Origin of the sequence: Bradyrhizobium sp. AC87j1, from assembly GCF_002936975.1 — a bacterium.
Classification (GTDB): Bacteria; Pseudomonadota; Alphaproteobacteria; order Rhizobiales; family Xanthobacteraceae; genus Bradyrhizobium; species Bradyrhizobium shewense.
Genome location: NZ_PTFE01000028.1, coordinates 51,625 through 75,136 on the forward strand (window position 1 = coordinate 51,625; position 23,512 = coordinate 75,136).

21 protein-coding genes are annotated in these 23,512 nt (G+C 65.3%); 13 read left to right on the forward strand and 8 right to left on the reverse strand.

Annotated elements, in window-relative coordinates:
• Positions 1–10 precede the first annotated feature (10 nt).
• Positions 11–1,381, forward strand: coding sequence for a carbohydrate porin (locus CV770_RS16815; protein ID WP_502693601.1), 1,371 nt, complete (start codon positions 11–13; stop codon positions 1,379–1,381).
• Here the strand turns inward: CV770_RS16815 and CV770_RS16820 are convergent.
• From CV770_RS16820 to CV770_RS16830, 3 genes are all read right to left on the reverse strand, one after another.
• The gene (locus tag CV770_RS16820; RefSeq protein WP_104463095.1) at positions 1,378–2,673 is read right to left on the reverse strand and encodes an MFS transporter; all 1,296 of its coding nucleotides are present in this window, start codon (positions 2,671–2,673) and stop codon (positions 1,378–1,380) included. The two genes, CV770_RS16815 and CV770_RS16820, sit on opposite strands and share 4 nt — an antisense overlap.
• 112 nt (positions 2,674–2,785) lie before the next feature.
• Positions 2,786–3,982, reverse strand: coding sequence for an acetyl-CoA C-acyltransferase (locus CV770_RS16825; protein WP_104463096.1), 1,197 nt, complete (start codon positions 3,980–3,982; stop codon positions 2,786–2,788).
• Positions 3,983–4,121: 139 nt separating this feature from the next.
• On the reverse strand, positions 4,122–4,892 hold the full coding sequence (locus tag CV770_RS16830; protein ID WP_104463097.1) for an enoyl-CoA hydratase: 771 nt from the start codon (positions 4,890–4,892) through the stop codon (positions 4,122–4,124).
• 154 nt (positions 4,893–5,046) lie between these two features.
• Between CV770_RS16830 and CV770_RS16835 the strand changes: the two genes are divergently transcribed.
• Together CV770_RS16835 and CV770_RS16840 are read left to right on the forward strand one after the other, a co-directional pair.
• Positions 5,047–5,580, forward strand: a complete 534-nt coding sequence (locus tag CV770_RS16835; protein WP_091954418.1) for a PaaI family thioesterase — start codon at positions 5,047–5,049, stop codon at positions 5,578–5,580.
• Positions 5,581–5,644: 64 nt separating this feature from the next.
• Positions 5,645–6,262, forward strand: a complete 618-nt coding sequence (locus CV770_RS16840) for a TetR/AcrR family transcriptional regulator (protein WP_104463098.1) — start codon at positions 5,645–5,647, stop codon at positions 6,260–6,262.
• Between the two features lie 110 nt (positions 6,263–6,372).
• Here the strand turns inward: CV770_RS16840 and CV770_RS16850 are convergent, their stop codons facing one another.
• Positions 6,373–7,281: a LysR family transcriptional regulator gene (locus CV770_RS16850; protein WP_104463099.1), complete on the reverse strand. Its 909-nt coding sequence runs from the start codon at positions 7,279–7,281 to the stop codon at positions 6,373–6,375.
• A 101-nt stretch (positions 7,282–7,382) separates the two neighbouring features.
• On the opposite strand from CV770_RS16850, the gene CV770_RS16855 reads away from it, so the two are divergent.
• The 8 genes from CV770_RS16855 (at position 7,383) to CV770_RS16890 (ending at position 16,780) form a co-directional block, all read left to right on the forward strand.
• Positions 7,383–8,879, forward strand: coding sequence for a CoA-acylating methylmalonate-semialdehyde dehydrogenase (locus CV770_RS16855; RefSeq protein ID WP_104463100.1), 1,497 nt, complete (start codon positions 7,383–7,385; stop codon positions 8,877–8,879).
• A gap of 22 nt (positions 8,880–8,901) precedes the next feature.
• Positions 8,902–10,047: an isobutyryl-CoA dehydrogenase gene (locus CV770_RS16860; RefSeq protein WP_091954430.1), complete on the forward strand. Its 1,146-nt coding sequence runs from the start codon at positions 8,902–8,904 to the stop codon at positions 10,045–10,047.
• Positions 10,044–11,111, forward strand: a complete 1,068-nt coding sequence (locus tag CV770_RS16865; protein ID WP_104463101.1) for an enoyl-CoA hydratase/isomerase family protein — start codon at positions 10,044–10,046, stop codon at positions 11,109–11,111. Before CV770_RS16860 ends, CV770_RS16865 begins: the two co-directional genes overlap by 4 nt.
• A 13-nt stretch (positions 11,112–11,124) precedes the next feature.
• Positions 11,125–12,027 (forward strand): 3-hydroxyisobutyrate dehydrogenase, encoded by a 903-nt coding sequence (mmsB, locus tag CV770_RS16870; RefSeq protein WP_283811329.1) that lies wholly within the window; start codon positions 11,125–11,127, stop codon positions 12,025–12,027.
• Positions 12,028–12,155: 128 nt separating this feature from the next.
• Positions 12,156–13,886, forward strand: a complete 1,731-nt coding sequence (locus tag CV770_RS16875) for an AMP-binding protein (protein ID WP_104463102.1) — start codon at positions 12,156–12,158, stop codon at positions 13,884–13,886.
• Positions 13,887–14,366 (forward strand): MaoC family dehydratase, encoded by a 480-nt coding sequence (locus CV770_RS16880; RefSeq protein ID WP_104463103.1) that lies wholly within the window; start codon positions 13,887–13,889, stop codon positions 14,364–14,366. It begins immediately after the preceding gene.
• Between the two features lie 273 nt (positions 14,367–14,639).
• Entirely contained in the window at positions 14,640–15,557 is a 918-nt protein-coding gene (locus CV770_RS16885) for an SDR family NAD(P)-dependent oxidoreductase (protein WP_018319886.1), read from the forward strand.
• Complete coding sequence (locus tag CV770_RS16890) at positions 15,554–16,780, forward strand: BaiN/RdsA family NAD(P)/FAD-dependent oxidoreductase (RefSeq protein ID WP_104463112.1); 1,227 nt, start codon at positions 15,554–15,556, stop codon at positions 16,778–16,780. The genes CV770_RS16885 and CV770_RS16890 overlap by 4 nt, the downstream gene beginning before the upstream one ends.
• A 9-nt stretch (positions 16,781–16,789) precedes the next feature.
• On the opposite strand, the gene CV770_RS16895 is transcribed toward CV770_RS16890, so the two are convergent.
• Positions 16,790–18,007: an MFS transporter gene (locus CV770_RS16895; protein WP_104463104.1), complete on the reverse strand. Its 1,218-nt coding sequence runs from the start codon at positions 18,005–18,007 to the stop codon at positions 16,790–16,792.
• Positions 18,008–18,098: 91 nt separating this feature from the next.
• Between CV770_RS16895 and CV770_RS16900 the strand changes: the two genes are divergently transcribed.
• Positions 18,099–18,998: a LysR family transcriptional regulator gene (locus CV770_RS16900; protein ID WP_091954443.1), complete on the forward strand. Its 900-nt coding sequence runs from the start codon at positions 18,099–18,101 to the stop codon at positions 18,996–18,998.
• Here CV770_RS16900 and CV770_RS16905 read toward each other — a convergent pair.
• The 3 genes from CV770_RS16905 to CV770_RS16915 form a co-directional block, all read right to left on the reverse strand.
• A complete protein-coding gene (locus tag CV770_RS16905) occupies positions 18,995–20,074 on the reverse strand; it encodes a D-TA family PLP-dependent enzyme (protein WP_104463105.1) in 1,080 nt (359 codons plus the stop codon). The genes CV770_RS16900 and CV770_RS16905 overlap by 4 nt on opposite strands.
• Positions 20,075–20,183: 109 nt before the next feature.
• A complete protein-coding gene (locus tag CV770_RS16910; protein ID WP_104463106.1) occupies positions 20,184–21,998 on the reverse strand; it encodes an ABC-F family ATP-binding cassette domain-containing protein in 1,815 nt (604 codons plus the stop codon).
• A gap of 2 nt (positions 21,999–22,000) precedes the next feature.
• Positions 22,001–22,492 carry a YaiI/YqxD family protein gene (locus CV770_RS16915; RefSeq protein WP_104463107.1) on the reverse strand — a complete coding sequence of 164 codons (492 nt, stop codon included), beginning with the start codon at positions 22,490–22,492 and terminating at the stop codon, positions 22,001–22,003.
• Between the two features lie 104 nt (positions 22,493–22,596).
• Between CV770_RS16915 and CV770_RS16920 the strand changes: the two genes are divergently transcribed.
• A complete protein-coding gene (locus tag CV770_RS16920; RefSeq protein ID WP_104463108.1) occupies positions 22,597–23,397 on the forward strand; it encodes a hypothetical protein in 801 nt (266 codons plus the stop codon).
• The last annotated feature ends 115 nt before the right edge of the window (positions 23,398–23,512 follow it).

A 23,512-nucleotide genomic window follows, 5' to 3' on the forward strand; every position in this document is an offset into this window, starting at 1 on the left:
GGGGACCCAAATATCCGTGGCGGCCGCGATTGCCCTGGCCTGCACGGCGACGAGCGCGCTCGCCGGCGCCAAGGACGAAAGCGCGGCCGCATGGCTGTTTCCCAAATGGTTCAACGAATGGCATGACGGCCTTGCCAGCAAGGGCCTGAATTTCGGCGCCACCTATATCGCAGACAATATCGCAAACGCCGCCGGCGGCGTGAAGCGCGGTGCCATCCATTTCGGCCGGCTCGATCTGTCGGTCGATGCCGATCTCGACAGACTGGTCGGCTGGACCGGCGGCCGCTTTTACGCCAATGCTTTCGTCATCTACGGCCAGGGGCTCTCCCGCAACTACGTCCAGAACCTCGCCACCATCAGCGAGATCGAGGCGCTGCCGGATCAGCGGCTCTACAATGCCTATTTCGAGCAGAGCTTTTTCAATGACCGCCTGAACATCCGGGCCGGCCAGCAGGCCGCCGATGTCGAATTCTTCGACAGCCAGACCGACGATCTCTTCATCAACGGCACCTTCGGCTGGCCCGCGATCAAGGCCAGCAATCTTCCGGCCGGCGGCCCGGCGCCGCCGATCGCGGTGCCCGGCATTCGCATCAAGGCGGCGCTGACCGACAAGATCATCGCGTATGGTGCGGTGTTCAACGGCGATCCGTCCGGGCCCGGCGATGTCGATCCGCAGCTGCGCGACCATCATGGTCTGGCATTCCGCATCAACGATCCGCCGTGGGTGATCGGGCAGGTCCGCTTCAACTACGACATCGATATCGGCGGCCGCCCGCTCGCCGGCAATTTCACGCCGGGTGGGTGGAAGCATTACGGCTCGTTCGACAGCCAGCGTTTTACGGCAGAAGGGATGTCGATCGCCGATTCCGGCGGCAGCGGCATTCCCGCAAAGCTCAAAGGCAATTACGGCATCTTCGCCGTGATCGAGCAGGTGCTGTATCGCCCGCCTGAGGTCACCGAGACCAGCACGTCGGCCTCGCTCCCCGGCATCACCGCCTTCGGCCGCATCGCCTACAGCCCGCCGGACCGCAATCTGATCGATCTCTATATGGACGGCGGCATCGGCTTCGTCGGCTTCACGCCGGGCCGTCCGCTTGACCGCTTCGGCGTGGCGATGGCCTACATGCGGATCTCGAACACCGCGCGCCATCTCGACATCGACACGCGGGCCTTCACCGGCCTCCGGAGCCCGGTGCGCAGCAACGAGACGCTGATCGAGATGATCTACGAGGCGCACATCAAGCCGGGCTGGCTAATCGCGCCTTACTTTCAATATGTGTTCCGCCCCTCCGGCGGCGTTGCAAATCCGAACGACCCGAGCGGTGTTTCGCGGATCGGTGACGCCGCAGTGTTCGGCGTCACCTCTACGCTCCGGTACTAGGCCGAGGCCGCCGCCGGCTGTAGTTTCGGTTGCCGCGACAGCGCCAGCACGATCAACGAGGCGAACACGCAGAGCGCGCCGGCGATGAAGAACGCGGGCAGGTAGCTCTCATAGACCGTCCGCGACAGGCCCGCACCGAACGCCGCGGTACCGGCGCCGAGCTGGTGGCCCGCAAAGATCCAGCCGAACACCAGATTGGCGCGCTCGGGCCCGAATTTTTGCGCGGTGAGGCGCACGGTGGGCGGCACGGTTGCGATCCAGTCGAGGCCGTAGAACATCGCGAAGATCGACAGGCCATAGAACGAGAAATCGCTGAACGGCAGGAAGATCAGCGAGAGCCCACGCAGGCCATAGTACCAGAACAGCAGGTAGCGGTTGTCGTAGCGGTCCGACAGCCAACCCGACATGATGGTGCCGAAGAAGTCGAAGATGCCCATGGCTGCGAGCAGGCTCGCGGCCTGCACCTGCGGGATGCCGAAATCGAGGCACATCGGGATCAGGTGAACCTGGACGAGGCCGTTGGTCGAGGCGCCGCAGACGAAGAAGGTCGCAAACAGGATCCAGAATGCCGTCGACTTCGAGGCATCGCGCAGCGTACCGAGCGCCACGCCCGTGATCGACCCGTGGGTCACGGGCGGGGCGGGCAGGGGCTCGGTGCCTTCATCGCCGTACGGGCGCAGGCCGAGATCGCTCGGACGGTCGCGCATCGCAAGCAGGACGGCCAGCGCAGAGACGCCGAGCATGATGCAGACGAATCCGAGCGCGAGCCGCCAGCCATAGCGTTCGGTGAGGCTTGCGAGCAACGGCAGGAACACGAGCTGGCCGGTGGCGACGCTCGCAGTCATGATGCCGACGACGAGGCCGCGCCTGTCTGCGAACCAGCGCGTGGCGATGGTTGCGCCGAGCACCAGCGCGGTCATGCCGGTGCCGATGCCGATCACGACGCCCCAAAGCGCGACGAGCTGCCAGACCTCGGTCATGCCGAGCGATGCTACCAGCGCCGAGACGACGATCAGCTGGGCCGCCAGCGTGACGTTGCGCAAACCGTAGCGGTTGAGCAGGGCGGCCGCGAATGGCGCCATCAGTCCGAACAGGATGAACCGGATCGACAGCGCGGAGGAGATCTCCGCCGTGCTCCAGCCGAACTCCTTCTGAAGCGGAACGATGAACACGCCGGGCGCGCCGACCGTGCCGGCGCTGATCAGCGCGGCAAGGAAGGTCACGCCGACCATCACCCAGCCGTAATGAATGTTGCGGCGGGACAATGCTGCCGCGAGCCAGTTCGAGATCATTGGGCCTCAATGTGGATTGGCGAGCCCGGTGAGACTCGCGTCATGGTTCCAGTCTGGCACGGGAAAGGAAAGTCTGAAATGACAGACTTCCCTCTATTTCGGACACCCGCGCTCAGCGCACCAGCCGCTCCACCGCGATCGCCGTGGCTTCGCCGCCGCCGATGCAGAGCGCGGCGATACCGCGCTTGAGATTGTTCGCCTCGAGCGCATGCAGCAGTGTCACGATCAGTCGCGCGCCGGTGGCGCCGATAGGATGGCCGAGCGCGCAGGCGCCGCCATTGACGTTCAGCTTGTCGCGGGGAATGCCGAGGTCACGTTGCGCCGCCATCGCGACCACGGCGAAGGCCTCGTTGATCTCGAACAGATCGACGTCGGAGGCAGCCCAACCGACCTTGTCGAGCAGCTTGCGGATCGCCGGGATCGGCGCCGTGGTGAACCATTGCGGCTCCTGGCTGTGGGTGGCGTGGCCCCTGATCTCCGCGAGAACAGGCAATCCGCTGCGATCGGCAAGCGAGCGTTTCGTCAGCACCAGCGCCGCCGCGCCGTCGGCATTGGCGGAGGAGGCGGCCGGCGTGATGGTGCCGTTGGCGCGGAACGCCGGCTTCAGGCCCGGGATCTTCGCCGGATCGACTTTCAGCGGATGCTCGTCATTGGCGACGATGCGGGGACCGGCCTTTTCCGCGAGCGTGATCGGCGCAATCTCGGCCTTGAACGCGCCGCCCTCGACCGCCTTGCGGGCTCGGCTGAGCGTCTCCATGGCATAGGCGTCCTGGTCCTTGCGGGTGAACTGATAGGCCTCTGCGGTCGCTTCGCCGAAATCGCCCATGGAGCGGCCGGTCTCGTAGGCGTCCTCAAGGCCATCCATCATCATGTGGTCGATGATACGGTCGTGGCCGACGCGATAGCCGCCGCGCGCCTTGGCGAGCAGATAGGGCGCATTGCTCATGCTCTCCATGCCGCCGGAGACGACGATCTCGGCCGAGCCGGCGCGAATGATATCGTGCGCCAGCATGGTCGCCTTCATGCCGGAACCGCAGACCTTGTTGACCGTGGTCGCGCCGGTAGCGTCGGGCAGCCCGGCCGCGCGCGCCGCCTGCCGCGCCGGCGCCTGGCCCTGTCCCGCCGGCAGCACACAGCCCATGAAGACCTCGTCGACTTTCTCGGGTGCAAGTCTTGCGCGCTCCAGCGCCGCGCCGATCACGTGTGACCCGAGCTTGTGCGCGGGGAGCGGCGAGAGCTCGCCCATGAAGCGGCCGAGCGGGGTGCGGGCGGCGGAGACGATGACGACGGGATCGGCGGCTTCGGCCATGATGGGACTCCCTGGCGATGATGTGTAAGATTATGATCATCATATGATGCGGTGCAAAAAATGCAACCGCGCCAGGGATGAGAAAATGTCTGGGCTCGGATGAGATTTGGTCGTGCGGTTGGGGAGAGGTGGCGCGCGCCTATCGCTTCCTGTTGACGAACGCCTGCATCAGCCGCGTCGGCTCGTCCGTCAGGAACGACTCGCCGAACACTTTCACGCTCAAATTCACCGACTCCGTCAGCGGCAGTTCCTCCCATTGCCGCAGCAGCGCCTTCTGCGAGCGCAGCGCCTCCGGGCCGCATTCGAGCAGCGCCTTCACGGTGTGCTCGACGGCCGCGTCCAGTTCGCTCTCCGCCGCGACCTTGTCGACCAGTCCCCAGGCGAGCGCGGTGGCTGCGTCGATATTCTCCGCGGTCATCACCAGCCAGCGCGCGCGGGCCCAGCCGATCAGGCGGGGCAAGAGCGCTGCGTGGATCACCGAGGGGATGCCGACGCGCACCTCCGGCATTCCGAAATGCGCATCATGCGCGGCAATCCGGAAATCGCAGGCGGCCGCCACTTCGAGGCCGCCGCCAAGGCACCAGCCGGGCATGCGCGCGATCACCGGGGCAGGGAAGGCGCGCACGGCCTCGCAGAGATCGCGCAGGCGGCTGATGAAGGCTTCGGCCGATCGTTGGTCGAGCTTGGCCATCTCCTTGATGTCGGCGCCCCCGATCATGCTCTTCTCGCTCTGGCCGCGCAGCACCACGACGCGGATGCTTCGGTCGGATGCAAGCTGCTGCAGGCCTTCGCGCACGGCGTCGGTCACCGGCGAGCCGAGAATATTGAGCGGGCCGGCGTTGCAGATCGCGACATGAACGACGCCGCGCGCATCGCGCGTCACGCCGCAGTGGGGGTTGAGCATTTCCATCGTGGGATCTCGAAGGTTTCGTGGACCGGCGCGAGGCGCGCGGGTCGGTGCCACTTCCGGGCCGAAACGTCCTTATTGTCAAGCGGGGCGGGGGGCGAGTTGCAAGGGCGAAGTCCGTGGCATAGTATGACGAGTAACATACAAAAGGGATCCCATGACTGAACCCGACCAATTCGACCTGTTTTCGCCCGAGCAGCGTCGCGAGCGCGTGGTGGACTGGCAGGTGCCGGCGCCGGTCGCGAAAGTAGCGATGGGCCTGTCGGGCATGGACGCCATGCTGGGTATTCGCGATGGCCGGCTGCCGCCGCCGCCTTTTGCAAAACTGATCGGCTTCACGGTGGGGGTGGTCGAGCCGGGTCGGATCGTCATGGAACTGGAGCCGCGCGAGGATCTCGAAAACACCATCGGCCTCATCCACGGCGCGACCGCAGCTGCGCTGCTCGATACCGCGATGGGATGCGCGATCTCGACCCGGTTGGAAGCGGGGCAGAGCTCCGTGACGCTCGACCTGAAAATGACCTTCCTGCGTCCGCTCTCGGTTCGCTCAGGCCTGATCTCGGCCGAAGGCAAGGTGATCAAGTTGGGACGGCAGACCAGCTACACCGAAGGCTTCGTCCGGGACGGCAAGGGCGCCCTTGCGGTGCACGCAACTGCAACGTTTTCCATGATCGGAAGCAACTTAACATGAATTAATGCACCCTTTTCGTCATTTGCGTGTTATGAGATGACCATCGACATTCAATGAGAACCGCATGCGCTACTCCCGGGAACACAAGCAGGAAACCCACGACCGCATCGTGAAGAGGGCCTCTGTGCGGCTGCGCGAAAAGGGCGCCCATGGCATCGGCGTGGCCGACCTCATGAAGGAGGCGGGCCTGACCCATGGCGGCTTCTACGCGCATTTCGATTCCCGCGAGGCGCTGGTGATCGAGGCGTTCGGTTACGCGATGGACCGCTCGATGGAGCACTGGCGCAAGATCACCGACGAGGTTTCGCCAGACAAGCGGCTGGCGATGATCGCGGAGGCCTACCTGTCGGCGTTGCATCGCGACAATCCCGGCCATGGCTGCTCGATTCCCGCTCTCGGTGCCGAGATCGCCCGCGAGAGCCCGAAGGCGCGAAAGGCCTTTGCCGGCAAGCTCGACGAGATGATCGAGGTGCTGGCGGACAATATTCCGAACGTGCCGCGCAAGGCCGCACGCAAGCAGGCGGTTGCGACGCTGGCGACGATGGCCGGCACCATGCTGCTGGCGCGCATTGCTGGGTCGAGCGAGCTGTCCGACGAGGTGTTGAAGGTGGGCCGGGACAGTGCGCTGGAGGGCATGAAGCGCGAGCCGAAGGCGCCGGCGGTGAGGAAGGCGAAGAACTAGGCGAGGTGCCGTAGGGTGGGCAAAGCGAAGCGTGCCCACGACTTCGTCGCTATCGGAGAGAGATGGTGGGCACGGCGCTTTGCGCCTTTGCCCACCCTACAGGACCGGTGCTACCGCCCCGCAAACAACGCCCGCTCGCGCTCCACGATCTCGCCGATGTAGTCCGCCACCGCCCTGATCCGCGCCAGATCCTTGCTGTCGGCGTGCATCAGCATCCAGAACGTCCGCGTGATCGAGATCTCCTCGGGCAGCACCGGCACGAGTTGCGGATAATCGCTCGCCATGAAGTGCGGCAGCACTGCGATGCCGAAGCCAGAGAGCGTGGCGTTGAGCTGCGCGATCAGATTGGCGCTGCGGAAGCGCGCCGAAATCCGCGGCGACACCTGCGGCAGATAATCGAGTTCCGGCGTGAACAAGAGTTCTTCGATGTAGCCGACGAAGCGGTGTTGCGGCAGATCCTGCCGCGAGGTGATCCCAGGAAAGCGGTCGAGATAGCCAGGTGCGGCGTAGAGCCCGAGGCGGTAGTCGAGCAGCTTGCGGCCGACGATGCGACCTTCCTTCGGCATGGTCAGGCTGATGGCGATATCGGCCTCGCGCTTGGAGAGACTGAACAGCCGCGCGGTGGCCACAAGTTGCAGATCGAGATCGGGATACCGGTCGGCGAAGGGGGCCAGCCGCGGTGCCAGGAAAGCCGTGCCAAACCCGTCGGGCGCGCCGATCCGCACCGTCCCCGTCAGCCGCGCCACGGAGCCGCCGACCTGCTCCTGGTTGGCGACGATGGTCGATTCCATCGCTTCCGCGCTGTCGGCGACGCGCTGGCCGGCCTCGGTGAGGAGGTAGCCGGTCTTGCGCCGGTCGAACAGCTTTGCCGAGAGGTGCTTTTCCAGCCGGTCGACGCGGCGGATCACCGTGGCATGGTCCACCCCGAGCTGTTTTGCCGCAGCCGAGACCGAGCCGCCCCGCACGATGGCCAGCACGAAGCGAAAGTCGTCCCAATCGATAGCGCCTTGATCCAGCATTTTCGCACATCTATGGTGCATTATCTCAGACTTGAATCCTATAAAATGCAGGTCGATAGGATTTGTCAAAGCGTTCAAGCTCGGCCTCAAGGAGATCATTCATGCGTTCAGTCGGACATTTCATCGGTGGCAAGGAAGTAAAGGGCACGTCTGGCCGCACCGCCGACGTTTTCGAGCCGATGACCGGTGACGTCCAGGCCAAGGTGGCGCTGGCGTCCAAGGCCGAGGTCCGCGCCGCCGTCGAGAACGCCCGCGCAGCACAGCCCGAATGGGCCGCGACCAACCCGCAGCGCCGCGCCCGCGTCATGATGAAATTCGTCGAGCTGGTTCAGCGCGACTACGACAAGCTCGCCGAGCTGCTCGCGCGCGAGCACGGCAAGACCGTGCCGGACGCCAAGGGCGACATCCAGCGCGGCCTCGAGGTCGCCGAGTTCGCCTGCGGCATCCCGCATCTGATGAAGGGCGAATACACCGAAGGCGCCGGCCCCGGCATCGACATCTATTCCATGCGTCAGGCACTCGGTGTCGTCGCAGGCATCACGCCGTTCAACTTCCCGGCGATGATCCCGATGTGGAAGTTCGCGCCCGCGATCGCCTGCGGCAACGCCTTCATCCTGAAGCCGTCCGAGCGCGATCCCGGCGTGCCGATGCTGCTCGCCGAGCTGATGATCGAGGCGGGCCTGCCGGCCGGCATCCTCAACGTCGTCAACGGCGACAAGGAAGCGGTCGACGCCATCCTCGACGATCCCGATATCAAGGCCGTCGGCTTCGTCGGTTCCACCCCGATCGCCCAGTACATCTACGAGCGCGCCGCCCAGACCGGCAAGCGCTGCCAGTGCTTTGGCGGTGCCAAGAACCACGCCATCATCATGCCCGATGCCGACATGGACCAGGCGGTCGACGCGCTGATTGGCGCGGGCTACGGCTCGGCCGGCGAGCGCTGCATGGCCGTCTCGGTTGCAGTGCCCGTCGGCAAGGCCACGGCCGACCGGCTGATGGAAAAGCTGATCCCGCGTGTCGAGAGCCTCAAGATCGGCACCTCGATCGATCCGTCGGCCGATTACGGCCCGCTGGTCACGCGCGAGGCGGTCGAGAAGGTCAAGGGCTATATCGACATCGGCCTCAAGGAAGGTGCGACGCTCGCCGTCGACGGCCGCGGCTTCAAGATGCAGGGCTACGAGAACGGCTTCTATCTCGGCGGTTCGCTGTTCGACAACGTCACCAAGGACATGCGGATCTACAAGGAAGAGATCTTTGGCCCGGTGCTCTCCGTCGTGCGCGCACATGATTACAAGGAAGCGCTGGCGCTGCCGTCGGAGCATGACTACGGCAACGGCGTTGCGATCTTCACCCGCGACGGCGACGCCGCGCGCGACTTCGCGGCCAAGGTCAACGTCGGCATGGTCGGCATCAACGTGCCGATCCCGGTGCCGATCGCCTATTACACCTTCGGCGGCTGGAAGAAGTCGGGTTTTGGCGATCTCAACCAGCACGGTCCGGATTCGGTCCGCTTCTACACCAAGACGAAGACGGTGACCTCGCGCTGGCCGTCCGGCGTCAAGGAAGGTGCGGAGTTCTCGATCCCGCTGATGAAGTGATCCCCTTGAGAGCGAGGCTCATATGCAGTTCGCTCTGAACGAGGATCAGATCGCGGTTCGCGACATGGCGTTGGCGTTTGCGGCGGAGAAGATCGCGCCGCACGCGCTGCGCTGGGACGAGGAGAAGCATTTCCCCGTCGACGTGATGCGCGAGGCCGCGACGCTGGGCATGGGCGGCATCTACATCCGCGAGGATGTCGGCGGCTCCGCCATGACGCGGTTCGACGCGGCGCTGATCTTCGAGGCGCTGGCGACGGGCTGCCCGACCACCTCGGCCTTCATCTCCATCCACAACATGGCGTCCTGGATGATCGATGCCTATGGCAGCGACACCCAGCGCCACACATGGCTGCCGAAGCTCTGCACCATGGAGCTGATCGCCAGCTACTGCCTGACCGAGCCGGGCGCGGGCTCGGATGCCGCGGCGCTCCGCACCCGCGCGGTGCGCGATGGCGATCATTACGTTCTCAACGGCCAGAAGCAGTTCATCTCCGGCGCCGGCGGTACTGATCTGCTGGTCGCGATGGTGCGCACCGGCGGCGATGGCCCGGGCGGCATCTCGACCCTCGTCATCGACGGCAAGACGCCGGGCGTCTCCTTCGGCGCCAATGAGCGCAAAATGGGCTGGAACGCGCAGCCGACCCGTGCCGTGATGTTCGAGAACGCGCGTGTGCCGGTGGCCAATCGCCTCGGCGAGGAGGGCATCGGCTTCAAGATCGCGATGGCCGGTCTGGACGGTGGCCGCCTCAACATCACGGCGTGCTCGCTCGGCGGCGCGCAGACCGCGCTCGACAAGGCGCGTGGCTACATGAAGGAGCGCAAGGCCTTCGGAAAGCGTCTCGACGAATTCCAGGCGCTGCAATTCCGTCTCGCCGACATGGCGATCGAGCTCGAGGCCGCGCGCACCTTTCTGTGGCGTGCCGCCGCGGCGCTGGACCGCAAGGACCCCGATGCCACCATGCTATGTGCGATGGCAAAGCGCTTCGGCACCGATGTCGGCTTCGAGGTCGCCAACCATGCGCTGCAACTTCACGGCGGCTACGGGTACTTGAGCGAATATGGGATCGAGAAGATCGTGCGCGATCTGCGTGTGCATCAGATCCTCGAAGGCACCAATGAAATCATGCGGCTCATCGTGGCGCGCAAACTGATCGAGGGCGCGCGATGAGTTCAGTGGAAGAGGGCGATCTGGTCGCCCGCGTCGAGGGCGCGGCCGGCGTGATCAGGCTCAATCGTCCCAAGGCCATCAACGCCGTCACGTTGGAGATGTTTCGCGACATCGACAAGGCGCTCGACCGCTTCGAGGCCGATCCGGCCGTCGCGGTGATCGTGCTGGAAGGCTCCGGCGAGCGCGGCCTCTGTGCCGGCGGCGACATCCGCACGCTCTGGGAGAGCTCGAAGGTCAACGGCGACCTCGGCAAGATCCTCTGGCGCGAGGAGTACATCCTCAACGCCCGGATCAAGAGATTCCCAAAGCCCTATATCGCCTACATGGACGGCATCGTGATGGGCGGCGGTGTCGGGCTGTCCGCGCATGCCAGCCATCGCATCGTCACCGATCGCACCAAGCTCGCGATGCCCGAGGTCGGGCTCGGCTTCTTTCCCGATGTCGGCGGCACCTATCTGTTGTCGCGCTCGCCGGGCGAAATCGGCACCTACTTCGGCCTGACCGGCCAGACCATGAACGGGCCCGACGCGATCCACGCCAAATTCGCCGACGCCGTGGTGCCAGCGGCCAAATGGCCGGAGCTGCGCGAGGCACTGACAAGGGTACGTGAGGGCGTAACTGCGGGCGATGTCAGTAAGCTCATCAACGGCTTTGCGACCGGGGAGACCGCCGGACCGGTCGCGGCAAAGGAGCCGATCATCGATGCATTGTTCGGCTTCGACCGCATGGAAGACATTTTTTCTGCGCTCAAGCGCGACGGCTCGGAGTTCGCGCTGGCGACGCTGAAGACGCTCAACGAAAAATCGCCGCGCGGCATGGTGGTGACGCTGAAATTGTTGCGGCTGGCGCGCACCGCGTCGAGCCTGGAGGAATCCCTGGTGCGCGAATACCGCGCCGCACTGGAGGTGTTTCGCAGCGATGATTTTCGCGAGGGCGTGCGCGCTGCCGTGATCGACAAGGACCGCAACCCGACCTGGTCGCCGCCGCGGATCGAGGACGTGACGCCGCAAATGCTTGCGCCGTATCTCGCCGAGATCGGCGCCGACGAGCTGAAGTTCAACTAATCAACGATTGAAGCTGGAGGAAACGACAATGGCCACGATCGCATTCATCGGTCTCGGCAACATGGGCGGCCCGATGGCGGCCAATCTGGTCAAGGCGGGCCACAAGGTGGTGGCGTTCGATCTCGTCGAAGCCTCGCGCAATCAGGCCAAGGCCGACGGCGCCGGCATCGCCGACAGCGCCGCGGGCGCGGTGAAGGGCGCCGATGTCGTCGTCACGATGCTGCCGGCCGGCAAGCATGTGCTCGGCGTTTGGAACGAAATTCTTCCCGCGATGACCAAGGGCGCGCTGGTCATCGATAGCTCCACCATCGACGTCGAGAGTGCGCGGCAGGCGCATGCGCTCGCCGGCAAGCACGGCGTGCTCTCGGTGGACGCGCCAGTCTCCGGCGGCACCGGCGGCGCCAAGGGCGCTACGCTCACCTTCATGTGCGGCGGCGAGGAGAACGCATTCGCGGCGGCAAAGCCGGTGCTGGAGAACATGGGCAAGAAGATCGTGCACTGCGGCGGGGCCGGCGCAGGGCAGGCGGCCAAGATCTGCAACAACATGATCCTCGGCATCTCCATGATCGCAGTGAGCGAGGCGTTTGCACTCGGCGAGAAGCTCGGGCTCTCGCATCAGGCGCTGTTCGACGTCGCCTCGACCTCGTCGGGCCAGTGCTGGTCGCTGACGACCTATTGCCCCGTGCCGGGCCCGGTGCCGACCTCGCCCGCGAACAACGACTACAAGCCGGGCTTTGCCTCGGCCCTGATGGTGAAGGATTTGACGCTGGCGCAGGACGCCGCGAAGGCTGCGGGCGCGGCCACCCCGCTCGGCAAGCATGCGCAGGAGATCTATCAGTCTTTCGACGCAGCCGGGCAAGGTGGGGTGGATTTTTCCGGAATTATCAAGCACGTTCGCAGCCTCGCTGGAAAATAGCGAGGCTTCGTAGCCCGGATGGAGCGAAGCGAAATCCGGGACAGCTGCTTCCAATGGCGTAGCCGGCCCCGGTTTGCGCTTCGCTCCATCCGGGCTACGTTCGAACATCAATTCGACGGGCCCGGAACATGACGACATTTCAGGACGCGCGCGCGTTTCTGCTCAAGCACCGCACGGATTACGAGGCCGCGGTCAAAGGATTCCGCTGGCCGGATCCGGTTCCCTTCAACTGGGCGCTCGACTGGTTCGACGAGCTGGCGAAGGACGCCGAAGCCAAGGACCGGCCCGCGCTCTGGATCGTCGATGCCGCGCAGGACCGGCAGACAAAGCTGTCCTTCGCGGCGCTGTCGAAGCGCTCGAACCAGGTCGCGAATTTTCTCCGCGCGCAGGGCCTGAAGCGCGGCGATCATCTCTTGCTGCTGCTCGGCAATGTGGTTCCGCTGTGGGAGACGATGCTGGCGGCGATGAAGCTCGGCGTCGTCGTGATCCCCGCGACCACGCTGCTCACCGCGGATGAGCTGCGCGATCGCCTCGATCGCGGCAAGGCCAAGGCGGTGATCGCCGCCGAGGATCAGGTCGCGAAATTCGCAAGCCTTAAATTCGAAAGTCTTGGTGCGGAGAACATCGTTCGCATCGTGGTCGGCACGGCTCACGACGGATGGCTCTCCTATGATGATGCCGCAAAGGCCCCGGAGAGTTTTAGCGCCGAGGGCCCGACTAATGCCGACGACCCGATGCTGCTCTACTTTACTTCGGGGACCACTGCAAAACCAAAACTTGTCCGGCACAGCCAGCGCAGCTATCCGGTCGGGCATCTGTCGACCATGTACTGGATCGGGCTGAAGCCCGGCGACGTCCATCTCAATATCTCCTCGCCGGGCTGGGCCAAGCATGCCTGGAGCTGCTTCTTCGCGCCGTGGAACGCGGGCGCCACCGTGTTCGTGGTCAACCAGCCGCGCTTCGATGCCAAGGGCCTGCTTGCCACCATCGGCCGCTGCGGCGTCACCACGCTGTGCGCGCCGCCGACGGTGTGGCGGCTGTTCATTCAGGAGGACCTGGCGTCCTTCAAGGTGAACTTGCGCGAGGTCTGCGGCGCCGGCGAGCCGCTCAACCCTGAAGTGATCGATCAGGTGCGGGCGGCCTGGGGCCTCACCATCCGTGACGGATATGGCCAGACCGAAACCACGGCGCTTGCCGGCAACTCGCCGGGCCAGAAGATCAAGATCGGCTCGATGGGCCGGCCGCTGCCGGGCTATCGCGTGCAGATCAGCGATGCCGACGGCAACAAGGCGAAGGAAGGCGAGGTCACGCTGGTGCTCGGCGCCGAGCGGCCCGCCGGCCTGATGCAGGGTTATCAGAGCGACGACGGCAAGCTCTCCGGTGCCGAAGGCGAGCTCTATCGCAGCGGCGATGTCGTGTTCGAAGACGACGAGGGCTATCTTACCTTTGTCGGCCGCTCCGACGACGTGTTCAAGTCGTCGGATTACCGTATCAGCCCGTTCGAGCTGGAGAGCGTGCTGCTCGAGCATGAGCTGGTCGCAGAAGCCGCGGTGGTGCCGAGCCCGGATCCGATCCGGCTCGCGATCCCCAAGGCGTTCGTGCTGCTGACCTCGGGCGCGGAGCGGACGCCTGAGACCGCGCTGTCGATCTTCCAGCACCTGCACACGCGCCTTGCGCCCTTCAAGCGCATCCGCCGCCTTGAAATCGTCACCGAGCTGCCGAAGACGATCTCTGGAAAAATCCGCCGGGTGCAGCTACGCAGGCTGGAGCGCGACGATGATCGCAACGATCCGCTGCGCGGCCGGGAATTCCGTGAGGAGGATTTTCCGGAACTGCCGAAAACACGGAGTGAGACCTAAGTGAACGAAGTCTGGAAGAAGCCGCCGATTTCCTTGGAAACCTATCAGGCCATGGTCGGCAAGGAGATCGGCGTGTCGTCGTGGCGCTTGATCGATCAGCCGCGCATCGACACCTATGCCGACGTGATCGAGGATCACCAGTTCATCCACGTCGACCCTGAACGTGCCAAGAAGGAAACCGCCTTCGGCACCACCATCGCGCACGGCTTCCTCACGATGTCGCTGCTGTCGATCATGTCCTATGAGGTGATGCCCGTGATCGCGGGGACCACGATGGGCGTGAACTACGGCTTCGACAAGCTGCGCTTCATCTCGCCGGTCCGCTCGGGCAAGCGCGTTCGCGGCCGTTTCGTGCTGGCCGAAGCCAAGCTCCGCAAGCCTAATGAATTGCAGTCCCGCACCAACGTCACCGTTGAGATCGAAGGCGAGGACAAGCCCGCGCTGGTCGCGGAATGGCTGGGGTTGATCTATTTCGCCTAGGCCCGAGGCGTCGTTGCCGGGCTTGACCCGGCAACCCATCGCTGCTCAAAAGCGACGCAACGCGCGATTTCACCCTCTCCCCTTGTGGGAGAGGGTGGCTTCGCAGAGCGAAGCCGGGTGAGGGGTATCTCTCCGCGGACTCGCCTGTAGAAGCAAACCCCTCATCCGGCGCCGTAGCCGACGCTACGCGTCGGCGTCTTTTTAGGACGGCGGCTGTAGGCCGCCTATGCCACCTTCTCCCGCAAGGGGAGAAGGAAGAAAGGAAACGCACTCATGGCAATCAGGTTCGACGGACGCGTCGCCATCGTCACCGGCGCGGGCAATGGTCTGGGGCGCGCGCATGCGCTGGGATTGGCTAGCCGCGGCGCCAAGGTCGTCGTCAACGATTTCGGCGGCGCGCGTGACGGCACCGGCGGCTCGCTGTCGCCGGCCGAGACCGTGGTCGAGGAAATCCGCAAAGCCGGTGGCACCGCGATGGCGGATGGCGCCGACGTCTCGAATTTCGAACAGGTCACCGCCATGGTCGAGCGCGCCACCAAGGAGTGGGGCAGCGTTGATCTCTTGTGCGCCAATGCCGGAATCCTGCGCGACAAGTCGTTCGGCAAGATGGAAGCGGCCGACTTCCAGAAGGTGCTCGACGTGCATCTCGTCGGCACCTTCTATTGCTGCAAGGCGGCCTGGGCCGGCATGCGCGACCGCAACTATGGCCGCATCGTGCTGACGACGTCGTCCTCCGGCCTCTACGGCAATTTCGGCCAAGCCAATTATGGCGCGGCGAAGTCGGGCATGGTCGGTCTGATGAACGTGCTCGCCGAGGAAGGCCGCAAGTCTGACATCCGCGTCAACATCATCTCGCCGACGGCCGCGACCCGCATGACGGAAGAGCTGTTGCCTCCGCAGGCGCTGCAGCTGATGAAGCCGAACGCAATCACGCCGGCGGTCGAGTACATGCTGAGCGAGGACGCGCCGACCCGCACCATCATGGGCGCCGGCGCGGGCTCCTTCGCGGTGATCAAGATCGTGGAGAGCGAAGGCATCAACCTGCCGGAGTCCGAATGGACGCCGGACGCGGTCGCCGCGCATTTCGCGGAGATCAGCGACATGTCGAAAGCCAAGGCGCTGACCGGGGCGTTCGAGCAGACGCAGAAATACGTGGCGCAGGCCGCGGCGCGGGCGGGGATCAAGCTCTGACTGACACCGCCGTCATCGGGGCCGGTCCCGCCGGGCTGATGGCGGCGGAAGTGTTGGCGCAGGGCGGTGCCCGCGTCACCGTGTACGACGCGATGCCGTCCGCGGGTCGAAAATTCCTGATGGCCGGCCGCGGCGGGCTCAACCTCACCCACAGCGAGCCGCTGCCGCAGTTCATGGCGCGCTATCGCGAGGCAGCCCCGAGGCTGCAAGCCGCGATCGAGGCGCTTTCGCCCGAGGCGCTGCGCGCGTGGAGCGAAGCCCTGGGCGAGCCGACCTTCGTCGGCACCAGCGGGCGGGTGTTTCCGAAAGCGTTCAAGGCCTCGCCGTTGCTGCGCGCCTGGCTGCGGCGGCTCGATGCCAGCGGCGTGCGGTTTGCCTTTCGCCATCGCTGGACCGGCTGGGACGGTGAGGAGCGCCTGGTGTTTCGAGCGCCCGATGGCGCAGCGGCCGTCACTGCCAGCGCCACGGTCCTCGCGCTTGGCGGCGCCAGCTGGCCGCGGCTCGGATCGGATGGCGGCTGGGTCGAGCTCCTTGCCGCAAAAGGCGTTGCCATCTCAAAGCTGCGGCCAGCCAATTCCGGCTTCACAGTCGCCTGGTCAAATGTGTTCCGCGTTCGTTTTGAGGGCCAGCCGCTCAAGGGCGTGGCGCTGACGATCGGCGCGCATACGGTGCGGGGCGAAGCCATGATCACGCGTAGCGGCATCGAAGGCGGCGCGATCTACGCACTGTCGGCGGAACTGCGCGAGGCGGTGCTCAGTGTCGGGCAGGCGACGCTTTCGATCGCATTGCGGCCCGACCTCGAGGCCGCCGCTCTGACCGCGCGGCTATCAGGGACACGCGGCAAGCAATCGCTCGCGAACTTCCTGCGCAAGGCGGCGCAAGTGTCGCCGGTCGGCATCGGCCTGATGCAGGAGGCCGCCATCGTGTCCAGCCGACCACTGGCCGCGCTCTCGCCGGCCGAGCTTGCGCATCTGATCAACGCCATTCCGGTGCGGCTCACCGGCGTTGCCCCGATCGATCGCGCGATCTCGACTGCGGGCGGTATCACCTTCGACGAGCTCGACGACCACTTCATGCTGCGCAAACTGCCCGGCGTGTTTGCCGCGGGCGAGATGCTGGACTGGGAGGCGCCCACGGGCGGATATCTGCTGCAGGCGTCTTTTGCGACGGGCGCGGCCGCGGCACGGGGCGTGTTGCAGTGGCTCGCGCAATCGTCGTCCTGATTTCGGGGATCATGACGTTCCGGTCCGGGTCGCGAGATCGGTAACGAGTCCGAGCGCGCCGAAGCTCGCCGCGACCGCGCAGACCAGCGTCCAGCCGCCGTAACTCCAGGCAACGGATGCGGCCGCTGCACCCACGCCGCCGCCGATGAAGAACAATGCGACGAACAGGCCGTTGATGCGGCCGCGTGCCTCGGGGCGCAGCAGATTGATGGCGCGGCGGCCAAGCGTCTGGTCGGTGGTGATGCCGATGTCGAGCAGGATCGCGCCCAGGCTCAACACCAGCAGAGCGGCGTTGCGGGATTCCAGCACGCCGGCCCAGGCACAGAGCGCGAGCGAGCCGATGATGAGGGTATGGGCTGCGACGAACATGGGGCGGGCCCAGCCCTTATCGCCCCAGCGGCCGGCCAGTGGCGTTGCCGCAGCGCCGGCCACGCCGATCAAAGCGAAAGCGGCAATTCCCTTGATGTCCAGGGCGAACGGCGCGTCCGGCAGCCGCAGCGCCACCGCGGCCCAGAAGGCGGTGAAGGACGCCATGACCAGCGCTGCGGTCCAGGCTCGTACGCGGAGTACGGGCTCTTCCCGCAACAACCTTGGGAAGGAGCGGAGCAATTCGCGGTAGCTCGCGCGCGCAGTGGGCTGAAGTGCTGGCAGATAGCGGCCGAGCGCGCCGGCGAGGAGCGCCATAAGACCTGCCGAGACAACGTAGTAGGTGCGCCAGCTCCAGAGATCGGCAATCAGGCTTGCCGCTGGCCGCGACAACAGGATGCCGATCATCAATCCGCTCATGACCTCGCCGATGACCTGGCCACGACGCTCCGGCGCCACCATGGACGCGACCAGCGGGACCACCATCTGGATCGCCGCGCAGGAGGCACCGAGAACGAACGTGGCAAGCAGCAGAAGCAACGGCGTCGGCGCCAGTGCTGTCGCAAGTGCGGCAAGGATGGCGCAGCCGAGCGTCCGCAGGATGAGGCGCCTGTTCTCGACGAGATCGACGAGCGGGACGAGGAGCAGGAGACCGAGTGCATAGCCGAGCAGCGTCAACGTACTGACGAGGCCGGCCTGCCAAGGCGCCATGCCCAGGGAGCCGCCGATCAGGCCAACCAGAATTTGCGGTGCAAACAAATTGGTGACGACGACGCCAGTGGTGATCGCGCCGAGCCAGATCAGGGGGCGCTCGGCGAGTTGTTTGGGAGATGCAAACTTGGTGGTTTCGGAGATGGTCATCGGCCCTCGCTACAATGGTGCGGGTCCCTTTAAGCGGGTGGGCTAATATGCTACAATTCAAATAAGTCTATAAAGAATATGCGAGTATGTTATGAATACCCATGACCTCGTCGCCTTCGTTGCGGTGGTCGAGACCGGATCGATCGTCGCGGCTTCTGCGCGCCTCAATCTTACTCAGCCCGGCGTAACTCGGCGCATCCAGAATCTCGAGGAGATGCTGGGTGCGCAGCTTCTCGACCGGCTCTCCAAGCCGCTAAAGCCGACGGCTGCGGGCCACGAGGCCTATGAGCAGGGACGACGCCTGCTCAGAATGCTGGATGATCTCAAATCGGGCGTCGCGAATGATGGGGTGGTGCGCGGTGAGTTCAGGCTGGGCCTCACGCCGTTTCTCTCGGAGGCGGGGCTCACCGCGCCGCTCGACGCCGTGCGGGCCGAATTTCCGGCTCTGGCCGTGCGGGTCGTTTCCGGCTGGTCGCCGCATCAGGTCGAGCGGGTCTGTCGCAACGAACTCGATGCTGCGGCGATTTGCTTGCCTGATGGCGCTGTGCCCCCTGCGGAGCTTCTCGCCGACGATCTCGGTGCGGAGCCGGTCATTTTCGTCGTCGCACGCGACGTGAAGATGTCCCGTATCGTCGATCTGGAGCGATTGTCGCAAATGTCGTGGGTGATCAACCAGGATGGTTGCGGATTTCGTGACGCGCTGAAGCGTCGCTTCGATGCCGAGCATCTGCCCTTCAACATTGCGGTGGAGGCCCTCGACAGCGAGCTTCGTCTGTCGCTGGTCGCGCGCGGCCTCGGCGTCGGTCTGGTGACGCCGATTGCGCTGAAGCGGAGCGCATTCCGCGACAAGCTCAAGCCGGTCGCGGTGCGTGGCTTCAACCCGGCCGTGCGCGCATGGATCGTGCATCGCCCGCCCGCCGGCCGATTGGCGCGTCCGATCAAGTTGTTTCGCGACGGACTGGATCGGGAGCTGAAGGCGTTGATCGGTTAGCGCAGCTTCCCTCGCGCCGCGACCGGGAGCGTGCCGATGATCTCCTGGCCGCGGACCATCACGACCTCGTCCATCATGTTGACGACGACGCAGACATGGTTCGGCACGATGCGGACGACGTCGCCGACGTTCGGGCGAGTGTTGCTGCGGGAGAGATCGAGGAAGCCGTGCTCCTCGGCGAATTTTGCGATCTTGGCTTCGGGGTGCTCCAGGATCAGGCCATGGCCGTCGAGACCGCCGGTATCAGTGGTCAGCGTCTTCGAGCCGGCATCGAGGATGCCGCGCTCGGGCGCGGCGCGACTCACCACCGTCGAATAGATGTGCAGCGCGCAGTCATCCCAGGTCGCAGATCCCGCGGCGACCTGCATACGGTCGTTATAGATGTAGGTGCCGAAACGATGCTCGGTGCCGCCCTTGAGCTTGCCGATGTTCTTCAGATTCGGCGTGCCGCCAGTCGAGACGATTTTTGCGTCCAGCCCGTGCGCGCGCACACCGGCCAGCGCTTCGTCGTAGAATTTCTGCGCGTCCGCCCAGCCGGTCTCGGTCGGATACAGCATGAAGCCGGCGAATTGCAGCCCCTTGGATGCGGCGATCTCGCGCGCCAGCGCAATGGCTTCCGCCGGCGTCTCGACACCGGCGCGCTTGCGCCCCGTGTCGCATTCGACCACGACCGAGAGCGGACGGCCCGACGCCGCTGCAGCCTTGGGCAGGCCGGTGACGACAGTGGAATTGTCGGCGGCCACCGTCATGTTGGCCTTGGCCTGGAGCGCGCCGAGGCGGGCCATCTTCTCTTCGCCGAGGAGGTTGTAGCTGATCAGGATGTCGTCGATGCCGGCATTGGCCATGATCTCGGCTTCGCCGAGCTTCTGGCAGGTGATGCCCTTGGCGCCGGCCGCGACCTGCATCTTGGCGATGGTCGGATTCTTGTGCGTCTTGATGTGCGGACGGTTGGCGACACCGGCCTCATCGCAGGCTTTCTGGATCCGCGCGATGTTGCGCTCGACCTTGTCCATGTCGATGACGGCGCAGGGCGTGCCGTATTCGCGGGCGATTTTTGCGGCGAGGGGAGTTGTCATGAGATCTCTCTATTTCCGGATCCGTAGGATGGGTAGAGCGAAGCGAAACCCATCATAACTTAATCCCTTTGTGCGATGGGTTTCGCTGCGCTCTACCCATCCTACGAAACTAAGCCTGTTCAATCTCTTCGCGGAGCATTTCCAGTTCGAGCCAGCGCTCTTCGGACGCCGATAGCTCTTCGTGCGCCTTGGCGATGGCGACGGATGTGTCGTCGAATTTCTGGCGATCCTTGGCGTAGAGGTTCGGATCGTCGAGCACGCGCTGCAGCTTGGCGATGTCGGCCTGCAGCGTTTCCATCTTCTTCGGCAGCGTTTCCAGCGCATGCTTCTCGTTGAAGCTCAGCTTGCGCTTCGGCGCGGATGCGGCAGCCGGCGCCGATCGCTCCTCTTTCTTCTCGGCAGGGGCTTGGGTCTTCGCCGTTTCACGCTTCAGGTCGGCACCGCGCTGGGTCAGCATGTCGCTGTAGCCGCCGGCATATTCGGTCCACTTGCCGTTGCCCTCGGGCGCGATCACGGAGGTGACGACGCGGTCGAGGAAGTCGCGGTCATGGCTGATCAGAATGACCGTGCCCTCGTAATCGCCGAGCATGTCTTCCAGGACGTCGAGCGTTTCGAGATCGAGGTCGTTGGTCGGCTCGTCCAGCACCAGCAGGTTCGACGGCTTTGCCAGCGCGCGCGCCAGCATCAGCCGGCCGCGCTCACCGCCCGAGAGCACCTCCACCGGCGTGCCGCGCTGCTCCTGCGCGAACAAAAAGTCCTTCATGTAGCCGACGACGTGCTTCGGCTTGCCGCCGACCATGATCTGATCGCCACGACCGCCGGTGAGCGCTTCAGCCAGCGTCGATTTGGGATCGAGGCTTTCGCGGTGCTGATCGAGCGTTGCTACCTCCAGATTGGCGCCGAGACGTATCGTGCCGGAATCCGGTTGCCCGCCGCCGGTGAGCAGATTGACCAGCGTGGTCTTGCCGGCGCCATTCGGGCCGATGATGCCGAGCCGGTCGCCGCGCTGGATGCGCGTCGAGAAATTCTCGACGATCATGCGCTCGCCATAGGCCTTGGTGACGCCCTTCGCCTCGATCACCAGCTTGCCGGATTGCTCCGCTTCGGCCGCCGCGAGACTGGCGGTGCCGGCGGTGCCGCGATAGTTGCGACGCTGGTCGCGCAGCGCATGCAGATTGCCGAGGCGCTTGACGTTGCGCTTGCGCCGGCCGGAGACGCCGTGGCGCAGCCAGTGCTCTTCATCGACGATCTTGCGGTCGAGCTTGTGCTGGTCGCGCTCTTCTTCCGCCAGCACCTCGTCGCGCCAGCTCTCGAACGAGGCAAAGCCGCGGTCGATCTGCTTGATCTTGCCGCGGTCGAGCCACGCGGTGGAGCGCGAGAGATTGGTGAGGAAGCGGCGGTCGTGGCTGATGATCACCAGCGCGCTGCGGCGGCTGTCGAGCTCCTGTTCCAGCCACTCGATGGTGGCGAGATCGAGATGGTTGGTCGGCTCGTCCAGCAGCAAAATGTCGGGCGAGGGCGACAGCACATACGCCAGCGCCGCGCGGCGGGCCTCGCCGCCGGAGAGATTATGCGGGTTGTCGTCACCGGTCAGGCCAAGCTGCTCCAGCAGGTAGCGCGCCTGGTGCTGGTCGTCGCCGGGGGCGAGACCGGACTCGACATAGGCAAGCGTGGTCTTGTGCTCGCCGAAGTCGGGCTCCTGCGGCAGGTAACGCACGGTCGCGCCCGGCTGCACGAAGCGCGTGCCGCCATCGGGTTCGACGAGGCCGGCCGCGATCTTCAGCAGCGTCGACTTGCCCGAGCCGTTGCGGCCGATCAGGCAGACGCGCTCGGATGGCGCGACGTTGAGCTCGACGCCTGACAACAGCGGCGTGCCGCCAAAGGTCAGCTTGATGTCTTTGAGTTGGATCAGCGGCGGCGCCATGATCAGCCTTGATGTGTTGCGGCCTGATCGGCGCGACGGCGCTGGATCCGGCGCAGCGTCTGGTCGAGCGCCGAGAGGAAGGCGGAACGGTCGCGCGGTGCAAATGATCGCGGGCCGCCGGTGACCTCGCCGGCCGAGCGCAGATCCGTCATCAGATTGCGCACCGCCAGCGTCATCCCGATCGACTCTTCCGTGAACGGCTTGCCGTTCGGGGCGATCACGTCGGCGCCGGCCTTGACGCAGCGGCTCGCAAGCGGAATGTCCGATGTCACGACGACGTCGCCGGACTTGACGCGTTCGACGATCCAGTCGTCGGCGGCGTCCATACCGGCGCCTGCGGCGATGCGCTCGATCAGCGGATCGTGCGGCACGCGAATGAAATTGCCGGCGACCACGCTCACGGGCACGCCGTGCCGGAGCGCGACGCGATAGATCTCGTCCTTTACCGGGCAGGCGTCGGCGTCGACATAGATGCGGGTGGGGGTGTCAGTCATTCGCCGCGTGGTACCCCATTCGGGCCGCAAAGGCGAGGGGATTGACCGGTGTTCCCTGGGGCCTACGATCCGCCCGAAACAACAAGAACAGGGAAGATGACCCCATGCCGAACCGGCTCGAAACCTGGCGCGTCGAGGCCTACAACACCGCCAAGCAATCCGAAAACAAGATGCATGACGACACGGTGGCGCGCCGCTTCGGGTTTTCCGGCGGGCTGGTCCCGGGCGTCGATGTCTTCGCCTACATGATGCACGTGCCCCTGGCACGCTGGGGCCGCGATTTTCTGGCACGAGGGCTCATCGAGGCCCGCTTCATCAAGCCGGTCTATGATGGCGAGCCTGCCGATGTCGATGCGACCGAGCACAACGGCTTGCTGACGATCGAGGTGTTCAGCCGCACCGAGCTCTGTGCGGCAGGCACGGCCTCGTTGCCGGCTGCCGCGCCGGCGGTGTCGTTGAGCGACTATATCGCGGTGCCTGTGGTGGCCGAGCGCACGCCGGTTAGTCCCGCGACGTTCGAGACGGGCAAATGGCTGGGTACCACGCCCCGCCGCTGGGCCGGGCAGGATGCGGCTGACTATCTCGCCGACATCAGGGAAACCGATCCGATCTTTGCGCGCGAAGGGCTCGGCCATCCCGGCCTGATCCAGCGGGTCATGAACCGCGTGCTGGTCGACAACACCATTCTCGGCCCGTGGATCCACGTCGGCAGCCGCATGCAATTGCTGTCGGCGGTACGCACTGGCGACGAGATCGCCGCGCGGGCCAAGGTCACGTCGAATTACGAGAAGAAAGGCCACCGCTTCGTCGAGCTCGACGCGCTCGTCGTCGCCAACGGCACGACACCGCTGGCGCATTGCCAGCACATTGCGATCTACCAGCCCCGCGAGCAGGCCGCGGCTTAAAAGACAACCGTCATTCCGGGGCGATGTGAAGCATCGAACCCGGAATCTCGAGATTCCGGGTTCGGTCCTGCTGACCGCCCCGGAATGACCGGACGATTTTCAAACGGTGTTATTC

Coding starts and splice junctions, on each gene's coding strand:
- CV770_RS16820 (WP_104463095.1), bottom strand. CDS start 2,673: ATGATCTCGAACTGGCTCGCGGCAGCATTGTCCCGCCGCAACATTCAT.
- CV770_RS16825 (WP_104463096.1), bottom strand. CDS start 3,982: ATGGCCGAAGCCGCCGATCCCGTCGTCATCGTCTCCGCCGCCCGCACC.
- CV770_RS16830 (WP_104463097.1), bottom strand. CDS start 4,892: ATGGAAATGCTCAACCCCCACTGCGGCGTGACGCGCGATGCGCGCGGC.
- CV770_RS16835 (WP_091954418.1), top strand. CDS start 5,047: ATGACTGAACCCGACCAATTCGACCTGTTTTCGCCCGAGCAGCGTCGC.
- CV770_RS16840 (WP_104463098.1), top strand. CDS start 5,645: ATGCGCTACTCCCGGGAACACAAGCAGGAAACCCACGACCGCATCGTG.
- CV770_RS16850 (WP_104463099.1), bottom strand. CDS start 7,281: ATGCTGGATCAAGGCGCTATCGATTGGGACGACTTTCGCTTCGTGCTG.
- CV770_RS16855 (WP_104463100.1), top strand. CDS start 7,383: ATGCGTTCAGTCGGACATTTCATCGGTGGCAAGGAAGTAAAGGGCACG.
- CV770_RS16860 (WP_091954430.1), top strand. CDS start 8,902: ATGCAGTTCGCTCTGAACGAGGATCAGATCGCGGTTCGCGACATGGCG.
- CV770_RS16865 (WP_104463101.1), top strand. CDS start 10,044: ATGAGTTCAGTGGAAGAGGGCGATCTGGTCGCCCGCGTCGAGGGCGCG.
- CV770_RS16875 (WP_104463102.1), top strand. CDS start 12,156: ATGACGACATTTCAGGACGCGCGCGCGTTTCTGCTCAAGCACCGCACG.
- CV770_RS16885 (WP_018319886.1), top strand. CDS start 14,640: ATGGCAATCAGGTTCGACGGACGCGTCGCCATCGTCACCGGCGCGGGC.
- CV770_RS16895 (WP_104463104.1), bottom strand. CDS start 18,007: ATGACCATCTCCGAAACCACCAAGTTTGCATCTCCCAAACAACTCGCC.
- CV770_RS16900 (WP_091954443.1), top strand. CDS start 18,099: ATGAATACCCATGACCTCGTCGCCTTCGTTGCGGTGGTCGAGACCGGA.
- CV770_RS16905 (WP_104463105.1), bottom strand. CDS start 20,074: ATGACAACTCCCCTCGCCGCAAAAATCGCCCGCGAATACGGCACGCCC.
- CV770_RS16910 (WP_104463106.1), bottom strand. CDS start 21,998: ATGGCGCCGCCGCTGATCCAACTCAAAGACATCAAGCTGACCTTTGGC.
- CV770_RS16915 (WP_104463107.1), bottom strand. CDS start 22,492: ATGACTGACACCCCCACCCGCATCTATGTCGACGCCGACGCCTGCCCG.
- CV770_RS16920 (WP_104463108.1), top strand. CDS start 22,597: ATGCCGAACCGGCTCGAAACCTGGCGCGTCGAGGCCTACAACACCGCC.